Source organism: Pseudonocardia xishanensis, from assembly GCF_039541715.1.
In the GTDB taxonomy this organism is placed as follows: Bacteria; Actinomycetota; Actinomycetes; order Mycobacteriales; family Pseudonocardiaceae; genus Pseudonocardia; species Pseudonocardia xishanensis.
The window spans coordinates 104908-121014 of the sequence record NZ_BAABGT010000038.1 but is presented as its reverse complement, the minus strand read 5'-3'; the positions used below and the strand labels follow the sequence as shown (position 1 = coordinate 121014).

Sequence of the window (16107 nt, the reverse complement as noted above, 5' to 3'; positions counted from 1 at the left end):
AGTGAGCCTCTGTTCCTTCGTCGGGTCGGGGTCGCGTCTACTAGTTGACGACGTCGTCGACGGTCATCGAGTCGCTGCCGGGGCGGCTGGACAGGTTGATGCCCAGGTTCGCCGCGGCGCGCTCGAGGTCCTCGTCGTCCGTGTCGCGCATCTCGATGGCGGCACCGTCGGAGCTGAGCACCTCGACGTTCAGGCAGAGCGACTGAAGTTCCTTCAGCAGCACCTTGAACGACTCCGGGATGCCCGGCTCGGGGATGTTCTCCCCCTTGACGATGGCCTCGTAGACCTTGACCCGACCCACCACGTCGTCCGACTTGATGGTGAGCAGTTCCTGCAGCGTGTAGGCCGCGCCGTAGGCCTGCATCGCCCAGCACTCCATCTCACCGAAGCGCTGGCCGCCGAACTGGGCCTTACCGCCGAGCGGCTGCTGGGTGATCATCGAGTACGGGCCGGTGGAGCGCGCGTGGATCTTGTCGTCCACCAGGTGGGCGAGCTTCAGGATGTACATGTAGCCGACGGCCACCGGGAACGGGTACGGCTCGCCCGAACGCCCGTCGAACAGCTGCGCCTTGCCGTCCGGGCCGACCATGCGCTCGCCGTCCCGGTTCGGCCGGGTCGACGACAGCAGCCCGGTGATCTCGTTCTCCTTGGCGCCGTCGAACACCGGGGTGGCCGTGTTCGTGTTCGGCGGGACGGAGTAGAGCTCCTCCGGCATCTTGGCCGCCCACTCGGGCTTGCCCTCGATCTCCCAGCCGGACTTGGCGATCCACCCGAGGTGGGTCTCCAGGACCTGGCCGATGTTCATCCGTCGCGGCACACCGTGGGTGTTCAGGATGATGTCGACCGGGGTGCCGTCCGGCAGGAACGGCATGTCCTCGGCGGGCAGGATCTTGCCGATGACGCCCTTGTTGCCGTGGCGTCCGGCGAGCTTGTCGCCGTCGGAGATCTTGCGCTTCTGGGCCACGTAGACGCGGACCAGCTCGTTCACGCCGGGGGGCAGCTCGTCGTCGTCGTCCCGCGAGAACACGCGGATGCCGATGACCTTGCCGTTCTCGCCGTGGGGCACCTTCAGCGACGTGTCGCGCACCTCGCGCGCCTTCTCGCCGAAGATCGCGCGGAGCAGGCGCTCCTCCGGGGTCAGCTCGGTCTCGCCCTTGGGCGTGACCTTGCCGACCAGGATGTCGCCGGGCTGCACCTCGGCGCCGATCCGGATGATGCCGCGCTCGTCCAGGTCCGCGAGGACCTCCTCGGAGACGTTCGGGATGTCCCGGGTGATCTCCTCGGCGCCGAGCTTGGTGTCCCGGGCGTCGATCTCGTGCTCCTCGATGTGGATCGAGGTGAGCACGTCGTCCTGCACGAGGCGCTGCGACAGGATGATCGCGTCCTCGTAGTTGTGGCCCTCCCACGGCATGATCGCCACGAGCAGGTTCTTGCCCAGGGCCATCTCGCCGTTCTCGGTGCAGGGCCCGTCCGCGAGGACCTGCCCCACCTCGACGCGCTGGCCCTCGTCGACGATCGGCTTCTGGTTGTTGCAGGTGCCCTGGTTCGAGCGCCGGAACTTGTTCAGCCGGTACGTCTGACGGGTGCCCTCGTCCGCCATGACGGTGATGTAGTCGGCGCAGAGCTCCTCGACCACACCCGCCTTCTCGGTGACGACGACGTCTCCCGCGTCCACCGCGGCGCGGAGCTCCATCCCGGTACCGACGAGCGGCGACTCGGAACGGAGCAGCGGCACGGACTGGCGCTGCATGTTCGCGCCCATCAGGGCGCGGTTCGCGTCGTCGTGCTCGAGGAACGGGATGAGCGCGGTCGCCACCGACACCATCTGGCGCGGCGAGACGTCGATGTAGTCGACGCCGTTCGGCGTGATCAGGTCGACCTCGCCGCCCTTGGTGCGGACCAGGACCCGCTCCTCGGTGAAGCTGCCGTCCGGGTTGAGCGGTGCGTTCGCCTGCGCGACGACGTACCGGTCCTCCTCGTCCGCCGTGAGGTAGTCGATCTGCTCGGTGACCCGGCCCTCGACGACCTTGCGGTACGGCGTCTGGATGAAGCCGAACGGGTTGACCTGAGCGAACGTGCTCAGCGAGCCGATCAGGCCGATGTTCGGGCCCTCAGGGGTCTCGATGGGGCACATGCGGCCGTAGTGCGACGGGTGCACGTCTCGCACCTCGAAGCCCGCCCGCTCACGGGACAGACCACCCGGGCCCAGCGCGGAGAGACGCCGCTTGTGCGTCAGACCGGCCAGCGGGTTGTGCTGGTCCATGAACTGGGACAGCTGCGAGGTCCCGAAGAACTCCTTGATCGCGGCCACGACGGGCCGGATGTTGATCAGGGTCTGCGGGGTGATCGCCTCGACGTCCTGCGTGGTCATCCGCTCACGGACGACGCGCTCCATCCGGGACAGGCCCACGCGGACCTGGTTCTGGATGAGCTCGCCGACGGTGCGCAGGCGCCGGTTGCCGAAGTGGTCGATGTCGTCCGTCTCGACGGGGATGTCCCGCCCGTCGGACTGCGCGGTCATCGAGGTCTCGCCCGCGTGCAGCCGGACGAGGTACTCGATGGTCGTGGCGATGTCCTCCTCGGTCAGCGTGCCGACCGAGGTGGGCTCCGACAGACCCAGCTTCTTGTTGATCTTGTACCGGCCGACCTTGGCGAGGTCGTAGCGCTTGTCCTTGAAGAACAGGTTCTCCAGGAGCGTCTGCGCCGACTCGCGGGTCGGCGGCTCGCCCGGACGCAGCTTGCGGTAGATGTCCAGCAGCGCCTCGTCCTGCCCGGCGGTGTGGTCCTTCTCCAGCGTGGCCAGGATCGTCTCGGAGAACCCGAAGCGCTCCCGGATCTGCTCGGCCGACCAGCCCAGCGCCTTGAGCAGCACGGTGACCGGCTGACGGCGCTTGCGGTCGATGCGGACACCGACGGTGTCCCGCTTGTCGACGTCGAACTCGAGCCAGGCGCCACGGCTCGGGATGACCTTGACCGAGTAGACGTCCTTCTCGGTGGTCTTGTCGATGGCGTGGTCGAAGTACACGCCGGGCGACCGCACGAGCTGCGACACGACGACGCGCTCGGTGCCGTTGATGATGTAGGTGCCCTTGTCGGTCATCACCGGGAAGTCACCCATGAACACCGTCTGGCTCTTGATCTCGCCGGTGGTGTTGTTGGTGAACTCCGCGGTGACGAACAGCGGGGCGCCGTAGGTCATGTCCTTGTCCCGGCACTCCTCGACGGAGGCCTTGACCTCGTCGAAGCGCGGGTCCGAGAAGGACAGCGACATGGAACCCGAGAAATCCTCGATCGGAGAGATCTCCGTCAGGATCTCCTCCAGACCGCCGACGGGGTTCTCGTCCCCGGCGTCGATCCGGCGCTGGAACCAGGCCTCGTCGCCGACCAGCCACTGGAAGGACTGGATCTGCAGGTCGAGGAGGTCGGGGACCTCCAGCGGCTCAGCGATCTTCGCGAAGGAGACACGGGTGGGTGCGCCAGGGAAGTTCGGGTTCGCCGACACGACGTTCCCAGGGTTCGCAGTGGTCACGGTGGCGCGGGAGACAGCCAAGATGCGTCCTTCCGAGAACTACGCTCTCGTCTGGCGAATCCGGCCCCGCAGGCGCTACCGTCGTCGTCGTCCGCACCGAGGTGGTCGGTGCGTCCGGTCCGATGCAGATGACGTCTCGGGTCGTGCCGGGGAGCTGAACTCGCCGTCTGTTGTCAGGGCGCGACCGCCGGTCCAGGTCCGCCGAGCACGATGACGGACCTTCTTCCACCGGCGAGAATCCGGTGCGAGACTTCCGACAGCGTGCACGCCGAACCTGGGCGGAGGCAGCGCAAAGAGTCAGACTAGCCGCGAAGGCAGCCGCTGTCGAGACACGTCGCTCAGCTCACTGGACGCAGCCAAGCACCGTGACGTAAGAGTGACCTGACAGGCGCACCGAGTCAAGACCGTACGCGTCGGTAAGTGGTCCTTTACAAGGGACGACCGGTGCGGACGTGGCCCCCGACACTCGACCGACGGCGAGTCCTGTGACCTTTCCCGCCGATCGCACGTTCCGAAGTTCACTCGTTCAGAGCAGTGCCGCCGTCACTCCGGTCAGTTTACGCGCGGGCCCGGCGGGTCGATGATCGACGGGCCCCATCACCGACGACGGAGGCCCACTCGATGAGTGACTACGACTCGCGGCCCTGGCTGGCCCGCTACGACGAGGGGCAACCGACCTCGATCACCCCCGAGTACCCGGACATGGTGGCGCTGTTCCGGGCCACCGTGGCGCGCCACGGCGACCGGGACGCCCTGCGCTACTTCGACGGCCGCATCACCTACGCCGAGCTCGACGCCCTGTCCGACGTCCTCGCCGTCGGGCTGCTCGCCGAGGGCTTCACGGCGGGCGAGCGGGCGGCGCTGTTCGTGCAGAACGACCCGCAGTACGTGATCGCGCTGCTGGCGGTCTGGAAGGCGGGCGGGATCGCCGTCAACGTGAACCCGATGAACCGCGAGCGGGAGCTGCGGCTGCTGCTGGACGACTCCGGGGCGAGCGTGCTCGTCGTCCTGGAGACGCTGTACCGGGACGTCGCTGCGGCCGTGGTGCCGGAGACCGCGGTGCGGACCGTGCTGACCACCTCCGAGCTGGAGTACCAGTCCCGCGACGACCCCCGGATCCTCGGCGGCGTCGCGCGGATCGCCTCATCGGACACACTGGACATGGCCTCGCTGATCGAGCGGTCCCGCGGCCAGGCCCCACCGCCGGTCACGCTCGCGCCGGAGGACACCGCCGTCCTCACGTACACCTCGGGCACGACCGGGCCGCCCAAGGGCGCCATGAACACCCACGCCAACCTGGTGTTCAACTCCCAGACCTACCGCGAGCTCTGCGAGCTGGGCCCGGACGACGTGGTGCTCGGCGTGGCCCCGCTGTTCCACATCACCGGGCTGATCGGGCACGTCACCACGGCGATGCTGCTGGGCGCCCCGCTGGTGCTCTTCCACCGCTTCGACCCGGGGGCGGCGCTGGAGATCATCCGCGAGGAGCGGGCGACCTTCACGGTCGGCTCGATCACCGTGTTCATCGCCCTGATGAACGCGCCGGAGGCGAACGCGGACGACCTGAAGACGCTCACCAAGATCTGGTCCGGCGGCGCACCGATCCCGCCGTCGACGGTGACGGCCTTCCAGGAGACCTTCGGGCAGTACATCCACAACATCTACGGGCTCACCGAGACCACCTCACCGAGCCACGGCGTACCCGCCCACGCCCGGGCACCGGTCGACGAGGCGTCGGGGGCGCTGTCCGTCGGCGTGCCGGTCTACGACACCGTGGTCCGGATCGTCGGCGAGGACGGCGAGGACCTGCCCGTCGGCGAGGTCGGCGAGATCGTGACGACGGGCCCGCAGGTGGTGAAGGGGTACTGGAACAAGCCGGAGGAGACGGCGAAGGCGCTGCCGGGCGGGGCGCTGCACACCGGGGACGTCGGGTACATGGACGCGGACGGCTGGTTCTACATCGTCGACCGCAAGAAGGACCAGATCAACGTGTCCGGCTACAAGGTCTGGCCGCGCGAGGTCGAGGACATGCTCTACGAGCACCCTGCGGTGCGCGAGGCGGCGGTCGTCGGCGTGCCGGACGAGTACCGGGGCGAGTCGGTGAAGGCGTTCGTGTCGCTGCGCCCGGGCGCCTCCGCGACGGAGGAGGAGCTGATCGCCTTCACCAGGGCCCGGATGGCGGCCTACAAGTACCCGCGGGCCGTGGAGTTCCTCGACGAGATCCCCAAGACGGTGTCCGGCAAGCTCCTGCGCCGCGAGCTGCGGGGCCGCTGAGACAGGCGCTGGGACAGGCGCTGGGACAGGCGCTGGGACAGCAGACGGGGCGGGCACCCGCAGTGGGTGCCCGCCCCGTCGGAGGTGCGGCGCGGATCAGCTCAGGCTGACCTTGGCGCCTGCCTCCTCGAGCTTCGCCTTCGCGGCGTCGGCCGCGTCCTTGGCGACACCCTCGAGGATCGGCTTCGGGGCCGACTCGACGAGGTCCTTGGCCTCCTTCAGGCCGAGGCCCGAGACCAGCTCGCGGACGACCTTGATGACCTGGATCTTCTTGTCACCGGCGGCGTCGAGGACGACGTTGAACTCGTCCTTCTCGGCCTCGGCCTCGGCCGGGGCGGCACCGGGGGCCGCGGCGGCGACGGCGACCGGGGCGGCCGCGGTGACCTCGAAGGTCTCCTCGAACTTCTTCACGAAGTCGGAGAGCTCGATGAGGGTGAGCTCCTTGAACGCGTCGAGCAGCTCGTCGCTGGACAGCTTCGCCATGGTGGCGGTTCCTTTCGGGTGTAGCGGAAGTGTGGGGGGAGCTGTGGTCAGCTCTCGGTGGGGGCTGCGTCCTCGGCGGGGGCGGCGGTCTCGCCGCCCTCGGCGGCCTTCTTGTCGGCCAGGGCCTGGACCAGCCGGGCGACCTGCGACGCCGGGGCGTTGAACAGACCGGCGGCCTTGGCGAGGTTGCCCTTCATCGCGCCGGCCAGCTTGGCCAGCAGGACCTCGCGGGACTCGAGATCGGCGAGCTTCTCGACCTCCGTGCTCGTGAGAGCACGGCCGTCCATGTAGCCGCCCTTGATGACGAGGCCCTTGTTGTCCTTCGCGAAGGCCTTCAGCGCCTTGGCGGCGTCGACCGCCTCGCCCTTGACGAACGCGATGGCCGTCGGGCCGGTCAGGAGGTCGTCCAGACCGTCCACGCCCGCGTCCGCCGCCGCACGCTTGACCAGCGTGTTCTTGGCGACGCGGAAGCTCGCGTCGTCGCCCAGCGCGCGACGCAGCTCCTTGAGCTGCGCCACGGTGAGGCCGGTGTAGCCCGTGACCACCGAGGCGGACGCGCCCCGGAACCGGTCGGCGATCTCATCGACCGCCTCGACCTTGTCGGGTCGTGCCATGTGGTGCCTCCTCTCGGGTGTCGGTGGAACCACCGCGAGGGGCCGGACACGACGAACGCCCCGTGCGCAGGCACGGGGCGTGGCAGCAGGCGAAAGCCCGACTGGTGAACCTCGTCCTCCTGCGCGGGCCGCCCGGCGAGCCGGACCTTAGACATCCCGGAGGATGCAGACCTGCGGTCTTCGGTGGAACTGGGACGAGCATACGCGGCCGCGGCGGACACCCCGCCCCGGGGGTCGGTCAGGCGACCTGGACGGCGGCGATCTTCCACGTCCCGTCGACCCGCTCGCCGGTGACCGTGAGGCGGCCCGCCGCGGCGACCTGCTGCTGGTCACCCGCGGCGCGGGTGGCCTGCTGGTCCAGGAACACGACCAGGACGGCACGGTCGCCCGTGATCGACTCCACGGCGGCCTGCGAGATCGTCGCGGTGACGACGGCCTGCTGCTGCGGCGCCAGGTTCCGGACCTCGCCGAAGAGCTGGTCGAACTGCTGCGCGAACTCCGGGGTGATGACCTCCCGCGCCGCGGCCTCGTTCTGGTCGAGGCGGGTGAAGTCGTAGGAGTAGACGGTCTTCACGGCGTCGCCGAGCTGCTGGGAGACCTGCGTGGTCTCGGCGACGTCCACCAGCGCGGTGTTCCGGGCAGCCGGGGAGCTGCGCAGGGTCCACCAGCTCACCCCGGCCAGCACCGCCAGGGCCAGCAGCACGACGGTCGCGCCCGCGAGCAGCATGGTGCCGCGGCGGGTGCGCGGGGGCGCGGGAACCCGGCGTCGCAACCCGGCGGCCCGCCGCTCCCCCGCCGGCGACGGGTGACCGTCCCGAGCGTCGGCGGGCGCGCTCCCCGCCGGCGTCTCCTGGGCGCCCCGGGTGTCGCTCAGTGGCTCTTGGGCGTCCCGAGTGTCAGCGGGGGCCGGCGTGTCCGCGGGGGCGGGCGTGTCCGCGGGGACCGGGGTGTGGGCCGCGCGGTCCGTGACCGGGCCTCGGGCGACCCGGGGGGCGGCCGTGTCCGGGCCGCGGCCCGCGACCGTGGGGCGGCGGATGCCGGTGCTCGCGCGGCGGGTGGTGCCGGTGCGGGGGGTGCCGGTGCTGCTGTTCTGGGGAGCCATGGCTCTCGACCTCCTGGGGCCGTCGGTCGACCGGGGCGGGTGGGCGGTGTCAGCCGGTGGCGCCGGGGGCGCGGACCGGGGCCAGCCTGCTGACCTTCCAGCCGTCGTCGGTGTGGGTCATCTCGAGCTGGAGGCGCTGGCGGGTGGTGATCGGCTGCTGGCCGTCCGGGGTGACCTGCACGTCCACCCCGACGAGCACCCTGGCGATCCCCGCCTGCTCGTTCAGCTCGCTGACCGCGGCGTCGGAGACCGTGGCCGTGGTGGTCCGCTTCGACTCCCCCACGAACTGCGCGTACTGGGCGCGGTTGGTGCGGAACTCCTCGAGCACGGCGCCGGTGGAGGTCTGCTCCCAGCGGTCGAGGCCGCCGTCGACGTCGTGGAAGTCGAGGGTGTTCAGGCTGATCGCGGCCTGGCGCGCGGCGACGAGAACGTCGTCTCGCTGCTCGGCCAGCGAGCGCTGCGCGCTGGTCAGCGTGGTCAGCCAGAGCACCCCGAACACGAGCGCGGCGACGAGCGCCACCGCGGCGGCGATCTGCAGCGCCCGACCCCGCTTCGGCGGGGCGGGGCTCGCGGGTGGGGTGTCCAGGAGCGCGGTCATGGTGGTCTCCATCCGGTCGGCGGGGAGCGACCTCAGGCGAGGATCCCGGCGGGAGTGCCGAGGGGAAGCGTGATCGGGGGGACGGGGCCGTCGGAACCCGACGGCAGCGGCATGTCGGCGGACGGGTTGCCCCCCGCGGTGGCCGGTGCCTGCGGGGTGGTCGAGCCCCTCTGACGTGGGGCGTTCTGCGCGCCGCGGACGCTCGTCGGGCTGCCCTGCGGCTCGGCGCAGTAGGTGCCGGGATCCACCCGGGTGTTCTCGAGCTGGTTCCCGGCGCGGTGCGGGGTGGCCTCGTACCCGGCCACGCAGGGCACCGGGTCGAAGACGTTGAGCACGAGCCCGAGGTGGGCGGTGCCGTCGTTCGGCACGGCGGTGTAGGCGTTGGCGATCACGCCCGGGTAGGTGACCAGGAGCTGAGCCAGGTTCGCCTGCCGGGGCTCGGCGATCCGGGAGACCGTGAGCAGGTTCGCGACCGTCTCGGACAGCCCGCCGCCGCTCTCCCGCAGCAGCGCGCGGATCTCGTCCGCGGCCTGCGGTGCCGTCTGGATCAGCCTGCGCAGGTCCGGGTCCGAGGTCTTCAGCTGCTCGGCGATGAGCTTGAGCGAGGCGCTGAAGTCCGCGAACTGGCCCGCGGTCTCGTTCTGCGTGGTCAGCACGGTGCGGCCGTCGCGGAGCAGGTCCCTGGTCTGCGGCAGCGCGTCGATCGCGGAGTTCGAGAACTCGTCCGTCGCGTCGAGCAGGCGTTGCAGCGGCACCCCGGCGTTCGCGAAGCTCCGCCCCAGCTCGGAGACCACGGTCTGCAGGCTGTCCAGCGGGACCGAGCGGACGAAGCCGTCGAGGCTGGTCACCACCTCGTCGACCTGGACGGGCAGCGCCACCCGGGAGGCCGGGATGACCGTGCCGGACGCGAGCGCGGGCCCGCCGTCGGACGTCGGCTGCAGGTCCACGTACTGCTCACCGATCGCGGAGAGGTTCCGCACCGCGGCGTTGAGGTCCGCGGGGATGTCCGGGCCGCCGCGGTCCAGGTCGAGCTGGACGTCGACGCCGTCCGCGGTCAGGGTCAGCGGTCCCACCCGCCCGACGCTCACGCCGCGGTAGGTCACGTCGGCCCCGGTGAAGATGCCGCCGGAGTCGCTGAGCCGCATGGTGACCGGGTAGGTCGTGGCGCCGAAGATCCGGCCGAGGTCGGCGTAGCGGAACCCGACGTACCCGACGCCGATCACGGCGATCGCCACCAGCGCGAGCAGCTGCACGCGGACGGTCCGGGAGATCATCGGCCACCTCCGAGGAGTCCGCCGAGCAGGCCGCCGCGGCCGCCGGAACCGGTGGGGGCGCCGGGATCGCCGGAGCCGTCGGTCGGGCCGGGCGGGACCGGGGTGGCCGTCGGCGGGGTCGCCGTCGAGCCCTGCGCCCGGCCCGCCGTCGTCGGGACCGAGCCGAGCAGCGGGAGCTGCGGCTCGGTGCCGTTGCCGCCGACCAGCGGCGCGAGCAGCTGGGCGGTCGGCGGCAGCCTGCCCAGGATCGGCAGGTCCGGGCTGAGCGGCGTGCGCGCCCGGATGAGGTTGTCCAGCAGGTTCTTCGCGTCGAGGTCCACCCGGACGTAGAGGTTCGCGTAGTCGCCCGCGAACGCGTCCTGGGCGGCGTCGGTGAACGGGAAGGACCCGAGGAGCTGCAGTGAGTTCGGCAGGTCCTGGCCGGACTCGGCGAGCTTCCGCAGCGTCGGCTGCAGTGCCCGGAGGTCGGCGAGGACGTCGTCTCGGCTGCGGTTGATCGTGTCCGTCGCCGTGCCGGAGAGCCGGTCCAGCGCGCGGAGCATGTCGACGAGCCGGCCGCGCTGGCTCTCCAGCTCGGCGAGGCCGGGCTCGAGGTTGTCCAGGGCGTTCGCGATCTGCGGGCGCCGGTCGTTCAGCGTGGCCGACAGCCGGTTGATGCCGTCGAGGGCGCGGGTGATCTCGCCCTTCCGGTCGTCGAGGGCGCCGACGAGGGTGTCCAGGTTGTCCAACAGCGAGCGGATCTGCGGCTCGCGGCCGGTCAGTGCGGTGTTCAGCTCGGTCGAGATCGTCTTGATCTGCGCGACCCCGCCGCCGTTGAGCAGCAGGGACAGCGCGCCGAAGACCTCCTCGACCTCGACGGCGCGGCCTGCGCGGTCGAGCGGGATGGTCGCGCCGTCGGCGAGGCGGCCGACGGAGGCGGAGCTTGCGGAGCCGACCATCGAGCCGGAGGCGGAGCTTGCGGAGCCGACCATCGGGCCGGAGGTGGAGCTGACCGTCGAGCCGGCGCCCTGGGTGGGGGCGGCGAGCTCGACGAACTTCTCCCCGAGCAGCGAGGTCGTGCGCACCCGGGCGGTCGCGTCGGCGGGCAGCGCCACCGCGCCGTTGACCGCGACCGTGACCCGGGCGTTCCAGCTCTGCGGGTCGACGTCGATGGACCGCACGGTGCCGACGTTGACGTCCGCGACCTTCACCAGCGACTGCGGGACGAGGTCCACGACGTCCGGGAACTCGATGGTCACCGAGTACGGCGAGTCGCCGAGGTCCGCGCCACCGGGCAGCTCGACGCCGCGCAGCCCGCCGGAGAGGACGCCGCAGCCGCTCAGGGCGACCGAGGCGGTGGCGAGGACCGCCGCGAGCCGCTTCACGAGCCACCTCCGAAGAGCTTCGAGAAGAAGCCGCCGATGCCGCCGCCGGAGTCCTGCTGGGCGGGCGGCGCGGGGGCCTGGGTCGGGGCCGCGGGGAGCGGCAGGGCCGGGGCCGCGCCCTGCTGCGGCGGGGCGGCGGGGTTCGGGTTCTGCCCGGTGGGCAGCGGGATCGTCGGGATCGCGAGCCCGGCGACCGGGATGGCCTGGCCCTTGTAGATCGAGTCCAACACCTGCACCGGCGTGGGCAGCAGCCCGGGGTCCGGCAGCGCCTTGCAGACCTCGAGCAGGCCGGTGAGCGCCTGGAGCTGCGCCGGGGTGGCCTTGTCGATCTGGCTGCAGACCGTGTAGATCAGCGGGTTGCTCAGCTCGTTGATGTTCGCCCTCGTGTCCAGCGTCCCCGAGGACCCGTTGTAGGTGTTCGCCAGGTTCGACACGCCCAGCGGCGCCACGTCGAGGATCTCCGTGAGCGCCCGACGCTGCTCCACCAGGACGGTCGTGACGTCCGAGAGCCGGTCCACGTTCGACCGGATCGCCGCCCGGTTGTCCCTGACGAACCCGGCCACGTCCCCCAGCGCGATCCCCAGGTCGTGCAGCGCCCCGCCCAGCTCCTGCCGCTCGTCCGCGAGGAACCCGGTGACGTCCGCGAGCCTGCCGTTGAACTCGCGCACCTTCGCGTCGTCCTGGGCGAGGGTCCGGGTGAACTTCTGCAGCTCGGTGACGGTGCCGAAGAGGTCGTCGCTCGAGCCGGCCAGCGTCGACGAGAGGTTGCCGAGGCCGGTGATCGTGTCGTTGAGCGCCTGGCCGTTGCCCACCAGGTTCGCGGCCCCGACGTTCAGGGCGTCGGATACCGCGCCCGTCGAGTTCGCGCCGTTCGGGCCGAGGGCCCGGGAGAGCTCGGTCGCGGTGCGCGCGAGGTCGTCGACGCCCAACGGGACGGCGGTGCGCTCCAGCGGGATCGTGGCGCCGTCGGCCAGCTGCGGCGCGTCCTCGGCCACCGTCGGGAACAGCTGCACGTACCGCCCCGTGACCAGGCTCGGCGACACGACGGCGGCCTTCGCGTCCGGCGCGAGGTGCACGGCCGAGTCGGTGAGCGTCATGTCGACGCGCACCCGGGTGCCCTCGGGGGTGATCGTGTCGATCTTCCCGACGGGCACGCCGAGCACCCGCACCTCGTTGTCCTCGAACAGCGCGGAGGTGTTGGTGAAGTACGCGGTGACCTTCCGGCCGCCACCCTTCGCCACCAGCCAGACGCCCGTCGCCACCAGCACGGCGACGATCCCGACGAGCGCGGTGATCTGCAGCGCACGCCGGTCCTGAGACCACGACCCGGCCATCAGCAGCCTCCCGGGTTCAGCGGGCCGATGCTCGGGACCGGGAGCAGGCCGCAGATGTAGTTGTCGAACCAGCGGCCGTTGCCGACGGCGTTGGAGAACAGCCGGACGAACACGGCCTCGTTCTGCAGCGTCTGCGCCAGGTTGTCCTGGTTGCGCTGCAGTACCGCGACGACCCGGTCGAGCGTCTCCAGCGTGGGCCGCAGCTGGTCGCGGTTGTCCGCGACCAGGCCCGAGAGCTGCTGGGACAACAGGCGGGTGCCGGACAGGAGCCGGTCGATCGCGTCCTTGCGCTTCTGCAGCTCGCCGAGCAGCAGGTTGCCGTCGGAGAGCAGCGTGTCGAAGTCCTGGCGGCGGTCGGCGAGGATGCCGGAGAGGTTGCGGGCGCCCGCCAGGAGCTGCCGGATCTGCTCGTCCCGGCTCGAGATCGTGGTGGACAGCCGGGAGAGCCCGTCGAGGGTGCCGCGGACGTCGTCGGGGGTGTCCCGGAAGGTGTCGGACAGCGTCCGCAGGCTCGTGGCCAGCTGGGTCGTGTCGATCGCGTCGATCGTGCCGGAGAGCCCGTTGAAGGCCTCGACGACGTCGAACGGCGAGATCGTCCGGTCGCGCGGGATGGCGGTGCCCGGGTCCAGCTCACGGTCGCCCTGCACGTCCAGCGCCAGGTACTTCGAGCCCAGCAGCGTGGCGATCTCGATGGAGGCGGCGGTGCGGTCGCCGACCCAGGCGTCGTCCACCCGGAAGTCGACGTCCACGTGGTCGCCGTTCAGCGCCACCGAGGTGACCCGCCCGACCTCCACGCCTGCGACGGTCACCCGGTCGCCGGACTGCAGGCCCGCCGCCTCGCGGAACTCGGCCTTGTAGGTCTGCCCGCCGAACAGCGACGGGGCCTGGAAGGCGACCACCGCGACCACGGCGATCAGCAGCAGCCCGACGACGGCGAGCAGCACGGGACGCTTGGTCAGCGCGGTCATCGCGAGCCTCCCGTCAGCGGGGCGAAGATCGGCAGGTCGGGGGCGCCGGGCGGGACGAGCCCGTTCGCGAGCTGTTGAAGCCCCGGCGGGACACCCGGCAGCAGCGGCGACGACTGGCCCTGGACGCCGTCCGGGTCCGGACCGCACCGCGGCGCGTCCGCCTTGACCAGCGGGATCTCGACGGCGGGCAGCAGGTCCCCGAGGCCGATCGAGCCCGATGCCCCGCAGAGGTAGAACTGGAACCAGCTGCCGTAGCTCGCGGCCCGGCTGATCGTGTTGAGCTTGCCCGGCGCGGTCTTGAGCAGGTCGTCGATCACCGGCTCGGCCTGGTCGAGCTGCCCGGCGAGGTCGCCGAGTGCTGCGATGTCGCGGCGCAGCGGCTCGCGCGCCTCGCCGACGAAGCCGCCGGTGGTCTCCGTGAGGTCGCCGATGGAGGCGATCGCCTGCCCGATGGGCTCGCGGTCCCGGGCCAGCCCGGACACGAGCTTCCGCAGCGAGACCACCAGCTGGTTGAGCTGGTCGTCGTGGCTGTTGACGGTGTCGAGCACCGCGTTGAGGTTGTCGATGACCTGTCCGATCACCTGGTCGCGGTCGGCGATGGTGCCGGTCAGCGAGGCGGTGCCGGCGAGCAGGCTCTCCACCGTGCCGCCCTCGCCCTGCAGGGTCGAGATGATCTCCGTGGACAGCTGGTTGACCTGCTGCGGGTCGAGGCCCTGGAACAGCGGCTTGAAGCCGTTGAACAGCGTGGTCAGGTTCAGCGGCGGACGGGTCCGGGACGCGGGGATCGTGCCGCCCTCGGGGAGCCTGCCGCCGCCCGCGCCCTGGGCCAGGGAGAGGAAGCGCTGGCCGATGAGGTTCTTGTAGAGGACCGACGCGGTGACGGACTGCGGGACGACCAGCGCGGAGTCCACACTGAAGTCGACCTGCGCCTCCCGGCGGTCCACGATCTCGATCTTGTCGACGGACCCCACCGTCACCCCGGCGATCCGCACGTCGTCCCCGACGAGCAGGCCGTTGACGTCGGTGAAGCGCGCCGAGTACGTCGCCTTGTCCCCGCCCTGGCTGTTGGCGATGGTCAGCGCGAGGACGGTCGTCGCGAGGGCCGTGACCAGGGCGAACGCCAGGAACTTGGTGAGCGGGCCGACTGGGATCCGACTCATGCCACCGTCACCTCCGCCCCGCGGTAGAGCGGGCCCACCAGGACGCTCCCCCAGCCCGGGACCTGGTCCGGGGACGTGCCCTGGCGGAAGGACACCAGCTCGGCGATCTGCTGCTGCTCACCGGGCGAGTTGGTGATGCCCATGTCGTAGGAGGCGGGCGTGGCGCCGGGCTTCGACGTGGCGGTCCAGCTCTGGCTGCCGTCGTAGGTGCCGAAGGTGTCGACGCCGAGGGCCTCCGGGTTCCCCATCGGCGTGCCGAGCGGGGCGGGCGGGGCCACCGAGCCGTCCCGGAACGGGCCGTCCGGCGGGTACTGCGGGCCCGGGTTGACCAGCGGGTAGCAGCGGGGGCCGCGGTCGTCGCGGTACTCGGGCTCGTCCTGGTCGGGGATGTACTTGCCCCTGGTCGCGGCGAGCTCCAGCGTGATGTGCACGCCCGGCTCGTTCGTGCCCTTGCCGAACACCTGGTCCAGGTACGGGATCAGGCCGGTGACCTGCCGGAAGAAGCAGGGGAACTCCGGCGAGTAGCGGGCCAGGGTCTCCAGCGTCGGGCGGCTGGAGTCCGCCAGCCCGATCAGGTTCTCCTTGTTGGCGTCGAGGAAGGCCCGCAGGTCGTCCGACGCCCCCGTCACCGACGAGTACAGCGCCCGCAGCTCGTCCGCCTGGTCGACGATGGTGTCGCTGGTGGTGGTCAGCGTGTCCAGCGCGTCGAGCAGGTCCGGGGCGGAGTTCGAGAGGTTCTCCGAGAAGTCCGCGAGCTGGGTGATGTCCGCCTGCAGGTCGGGGATCGCCGGGCGGAACCCGCCGGTCAGCGTGTTCAGCTGCTCCAGGGTCCGGCCGAGCTGGTCGCCGCGGCCCGCCAGGGACTGCGACAGCGCGCCGAGGGTGGTGGCGAGGTCCTGCGGCTTCACGGCCTGCAGGAGCGGGAGCAGGTCGTCCAGCACCCGCTCGACCTCGATGCCCGCGACGCTGCGGTCCAGCTGGATCGTGTCGTAGGAGGCCAGCTTCACCGTGCCCGGAGTACCCGGCGGCACCAGCGACACGTACTTCTCGCCGAACAGCGTCTTGGGCAGCAGCCGGGCGGTCACGTTCGCAGGGATCAGGTCGATCTTGTCGTCGTCGATGACCAGGTCGACGTCCGCGCCGTTCCCGGTCGTGCTGATCTTCTGCACGGACCCGACGATCAGGCCGCGGATCTTGACGTCCGCCTTCTCGTTCAGCTGCGTCCCGACCCGGTCGACGTGCAGGCTCACCGGCACGCCGCCGGAGAACGCACCCGCGTACTGGGCCACCGCCAGCCCCAGCAGCAACACGATGACCAGCACGAACACCAGTCCGCGCAGTGCCTTGGCGCCGTCGACGGTTCTCATGACGCCGCTCGCAAGCTCGTGTCGGTGCTCATGCCGCCAC

At 71.1% G+C, this 16107-nt stretch carries 12 protein-coding genes; 1 reads left to right on the top strand and 11 read right to left on the bottom strand.

Annotation, left to right across the window (positions count from 1 at the left end; all coding sequences use genetic code 11):
- Window positions 1-40 precede the first annotated feature (40 nt).
- Window positions 41-3550: a DNA-directed RNA polymerase subunit beta gene (gene rpoB, locus ABD993_RS16680; RefSeq protein ID WP_345418634.1), complete on the bottom strand. Its 3510-nt coding sequence runs from the start codon at window positions 3548-3550 to the stop codon at window positions 41-43.
- A gap of 600 nt (window positions 3551-4150) precedes the next feature.
- On the opposite strand from rpoB, the gene ABD993_RS16675 reads away from it, so the two are divergent.
- Window positions 4151-5803 (top strand): class I adenylate-forming enzyme family protein, encoded by a 1653-nt coding sequence (locus tag ABD993_RS16675; RefSeq protein WP_345418631.1) that lies wholly within the window; start codon window positions 4151-4153, stop codon window positions 5801-5803.
- 96 nt (window positions 5804-5899) lie between these two features.
- On the opposite strand, the gene rplL is transcribed toward ABD993_RS16675, so the two are convergent.
- The 10 genes from rplL to ABD993_RS16625 form a co-directional block, all read right to left on the bottom strand.
- Window positions 5900-6286 (bottom strand): 50S ribosomal protein L7/L12, encoded by a 387-nt coding sequence (gene rplL, locus ABD993_RS16670; RefSeq protein WP_345418628.1) that lies wholly within the window; start codon window positions 6284-6286, stop codon window positions 5900-5902.
- Between the two features lie 47 nt (window positions 6287-6333).
- Window positions 6334-6900 carry a 50S ribosomal protein L10 gene (gene rplJ / locus ABD993_RS16665; RefSeq protein ID WP_345418625.1) on the bottom strand — a complete coding sequence of 189 codons (567 nt, stop codon included), beginning with the start codon at window positions 6898-6900 and terminating at the stop codon, window positions 6334-6336.
- A 238-nt stretch (window positions 6901-7138) separates the two neighbouring features.
- On the bottom strand, window positions 7139-8002 hold the full coding sequence (locus tag ABD993_RS16660; protein ID WP_345418624.1) for a hypothetical protein: 864 nt from the start codon (window positions 8000-8002) through the stop codon (window positions 7139-7141).
- A gap of 49 nt (window positions 8003-8051) precedes the next feature.
- Complete coding sequence (locus tag ABD993_RS16655; RefSeq protein WP_345418621.1) at window positions 8052-8600, bottom strand: hypothetical protein; 549 nt, start codon at window positions 8598-8600, stop codon at window positions 8052-8054.
- A 32-nt stretch (window positions 8601-8632) separates the two neighbouring features.
- The gene (locus ABD993_RS16650) at window positions 8633-9874 is read right to left on the bottom strand and encodes an MCE family protein (RefSeq protein WP_345418620.1); all 1242 of its coding nucleotides are present in this window, start codon (window positions 9872-9874) and stop codon (window positions 8633-8635) included.
- Window positions 9871-11238: an MCE family protein gene (locus tag ABD993_RS16645; RefSeq protein ID WP_345418617.1), complete on the bottom strand. Its 1368-nt coding sequence runs from the start codon at window positions 11236-11238 to the stop codon at window positions 9871-9873. Before ABD993_RS16645 ends, ABD993_RS16650 begins: the two co-directional genes overlap by 4 nt.
- Window positions 11235-12572, bottom strand: coding sequence for an MCE family protein (locus ABD993_RS16640; protein WP_345418614.1), 1338 nt, complete (start codon window positions 12570-12572; stop codon window positions 11235-11237). The genes ABD993_RS16645 and ABD993_RS16640 overlap by 4 nt, the downstream gene beginning before the upstream one ends.
- On the bottom strand, window positions 12572-13540 hold the full coding sequence (locus tag ABD993_RS16635) for an MCE family protein (protein WP_345418611.1): 969 nt from the start codon (window positions 13538-13540) through the stop codon (window positions 12572-12574). The genes ABD993_RS16640 and ABD993_RS16635 overlap by 1 nt, the downstream gene beginning before the upstream one ends.
- Complete coding sequence (locus ABD993_RS16630) at window positions 13537-14700, bottom strand: MCE family protein (protein WP_345418608.1); 1164 nt, start codon at window positions 14698-14700, stop codon at window positions 13537-13539. Before ABD993_RS16630 ends, ABD993_RS16635 begins: the two co-directional genes overlap by 4 nt.
- Window positions 14697-16067, bottom strand: a complete 1371-nt coding sequence (locus ABD993_RS16625) for an MCE family protein (RefSeq protein WP_345418605.1) — start codon at window positions 16065-16067, stop codon at window positions 14697-14699. Before ABD993_RS16625 ends, ABD993_RS16630 begins: the two co-directional genes overlap by 4 nt.
- Between the last annotated feature and the right edge of the window lie 40 nt (window positions 16068-16107).

What these genes read in the sequence shown, in the direction of transcription:
- ABD993_RS16675 (WP_345418631.1), top strand. Translation starts at nt 4,151, where the DNA reads ATGAGTGACTACGACTCGCGGCCCTGGCTGGCCCGCTACGACGAGGGG.
- rplL (WP_345418628.1), bottom strand. Translation starts at nt 6,286, where the DNA reads ATGGCGAAGCTGTCCAGCGACGAGCTGCTCGACGCGTTCAAGGAGCTC.
- rplJ (WP_345418625.1), bottom strand. Translation starts at nt 6,900, where the DNA reads ATGGCACGACCCGACAAGGTCGAGGCGGTCGATGAGATCGCCGACCGG.
- ABD993_RS16660 (WP_345418624.1), bottom strand. Translation starts at nt 8,002, where the DNA reads ATGGCTCCCCAGAACAGCAGCACCGGCACCCCCCGCACCGGCACCACC.
- ABD993_RS16655 (WP_345418621.1), bottom strand. Translation starts at nt 8,600, where the DNA reads ATGACCGCGCTCCTGGACACCCCACCCGCGAGCCCCGCCCCGCCGAAG.
- ABD993_RS16650 (WP_345418620.1), bottom strand. Translation starts at nt 9,874, where the DNA reads ATGATCTCCCGGACCGTCCGCGTGCAGCTGCTCGCGCTGGTGGCGATC.
- ABD993_RS16640 (WP_345418614.1), bottom strand. Translation starts at nt 12,572, where the DNA reads ATGGCCGGGTCGTGGTCTCAGGACCGGCGTGCGCTGCAGATCACCGCG.
- ABD993_RS16635 (WP_345418611.1), bottom strand. Translation starts at nt 13,540, where the DNA reads ATGACCGCGCTGACCAAGCGTCCCGTGCTGCTCGCCGTCGTCGGGCTG.
- ABD993_RS16630 (WP_345418608.1), bottom strand. Translation starts at nt 14,700, where the DNA reads ATGAGTCGGATCCCAGTCGGCCCGCTCACCAAGTTCCTGGCGTTCGCC.
- ABD993_RS16625 (WP_345418605.1), bottom strand. Translation starts at nt 16,067, where the DNA reads ATGAGAACCGTCGACGGCGCCAAGGCACTGCGCGGACTGGTGTTCGTG.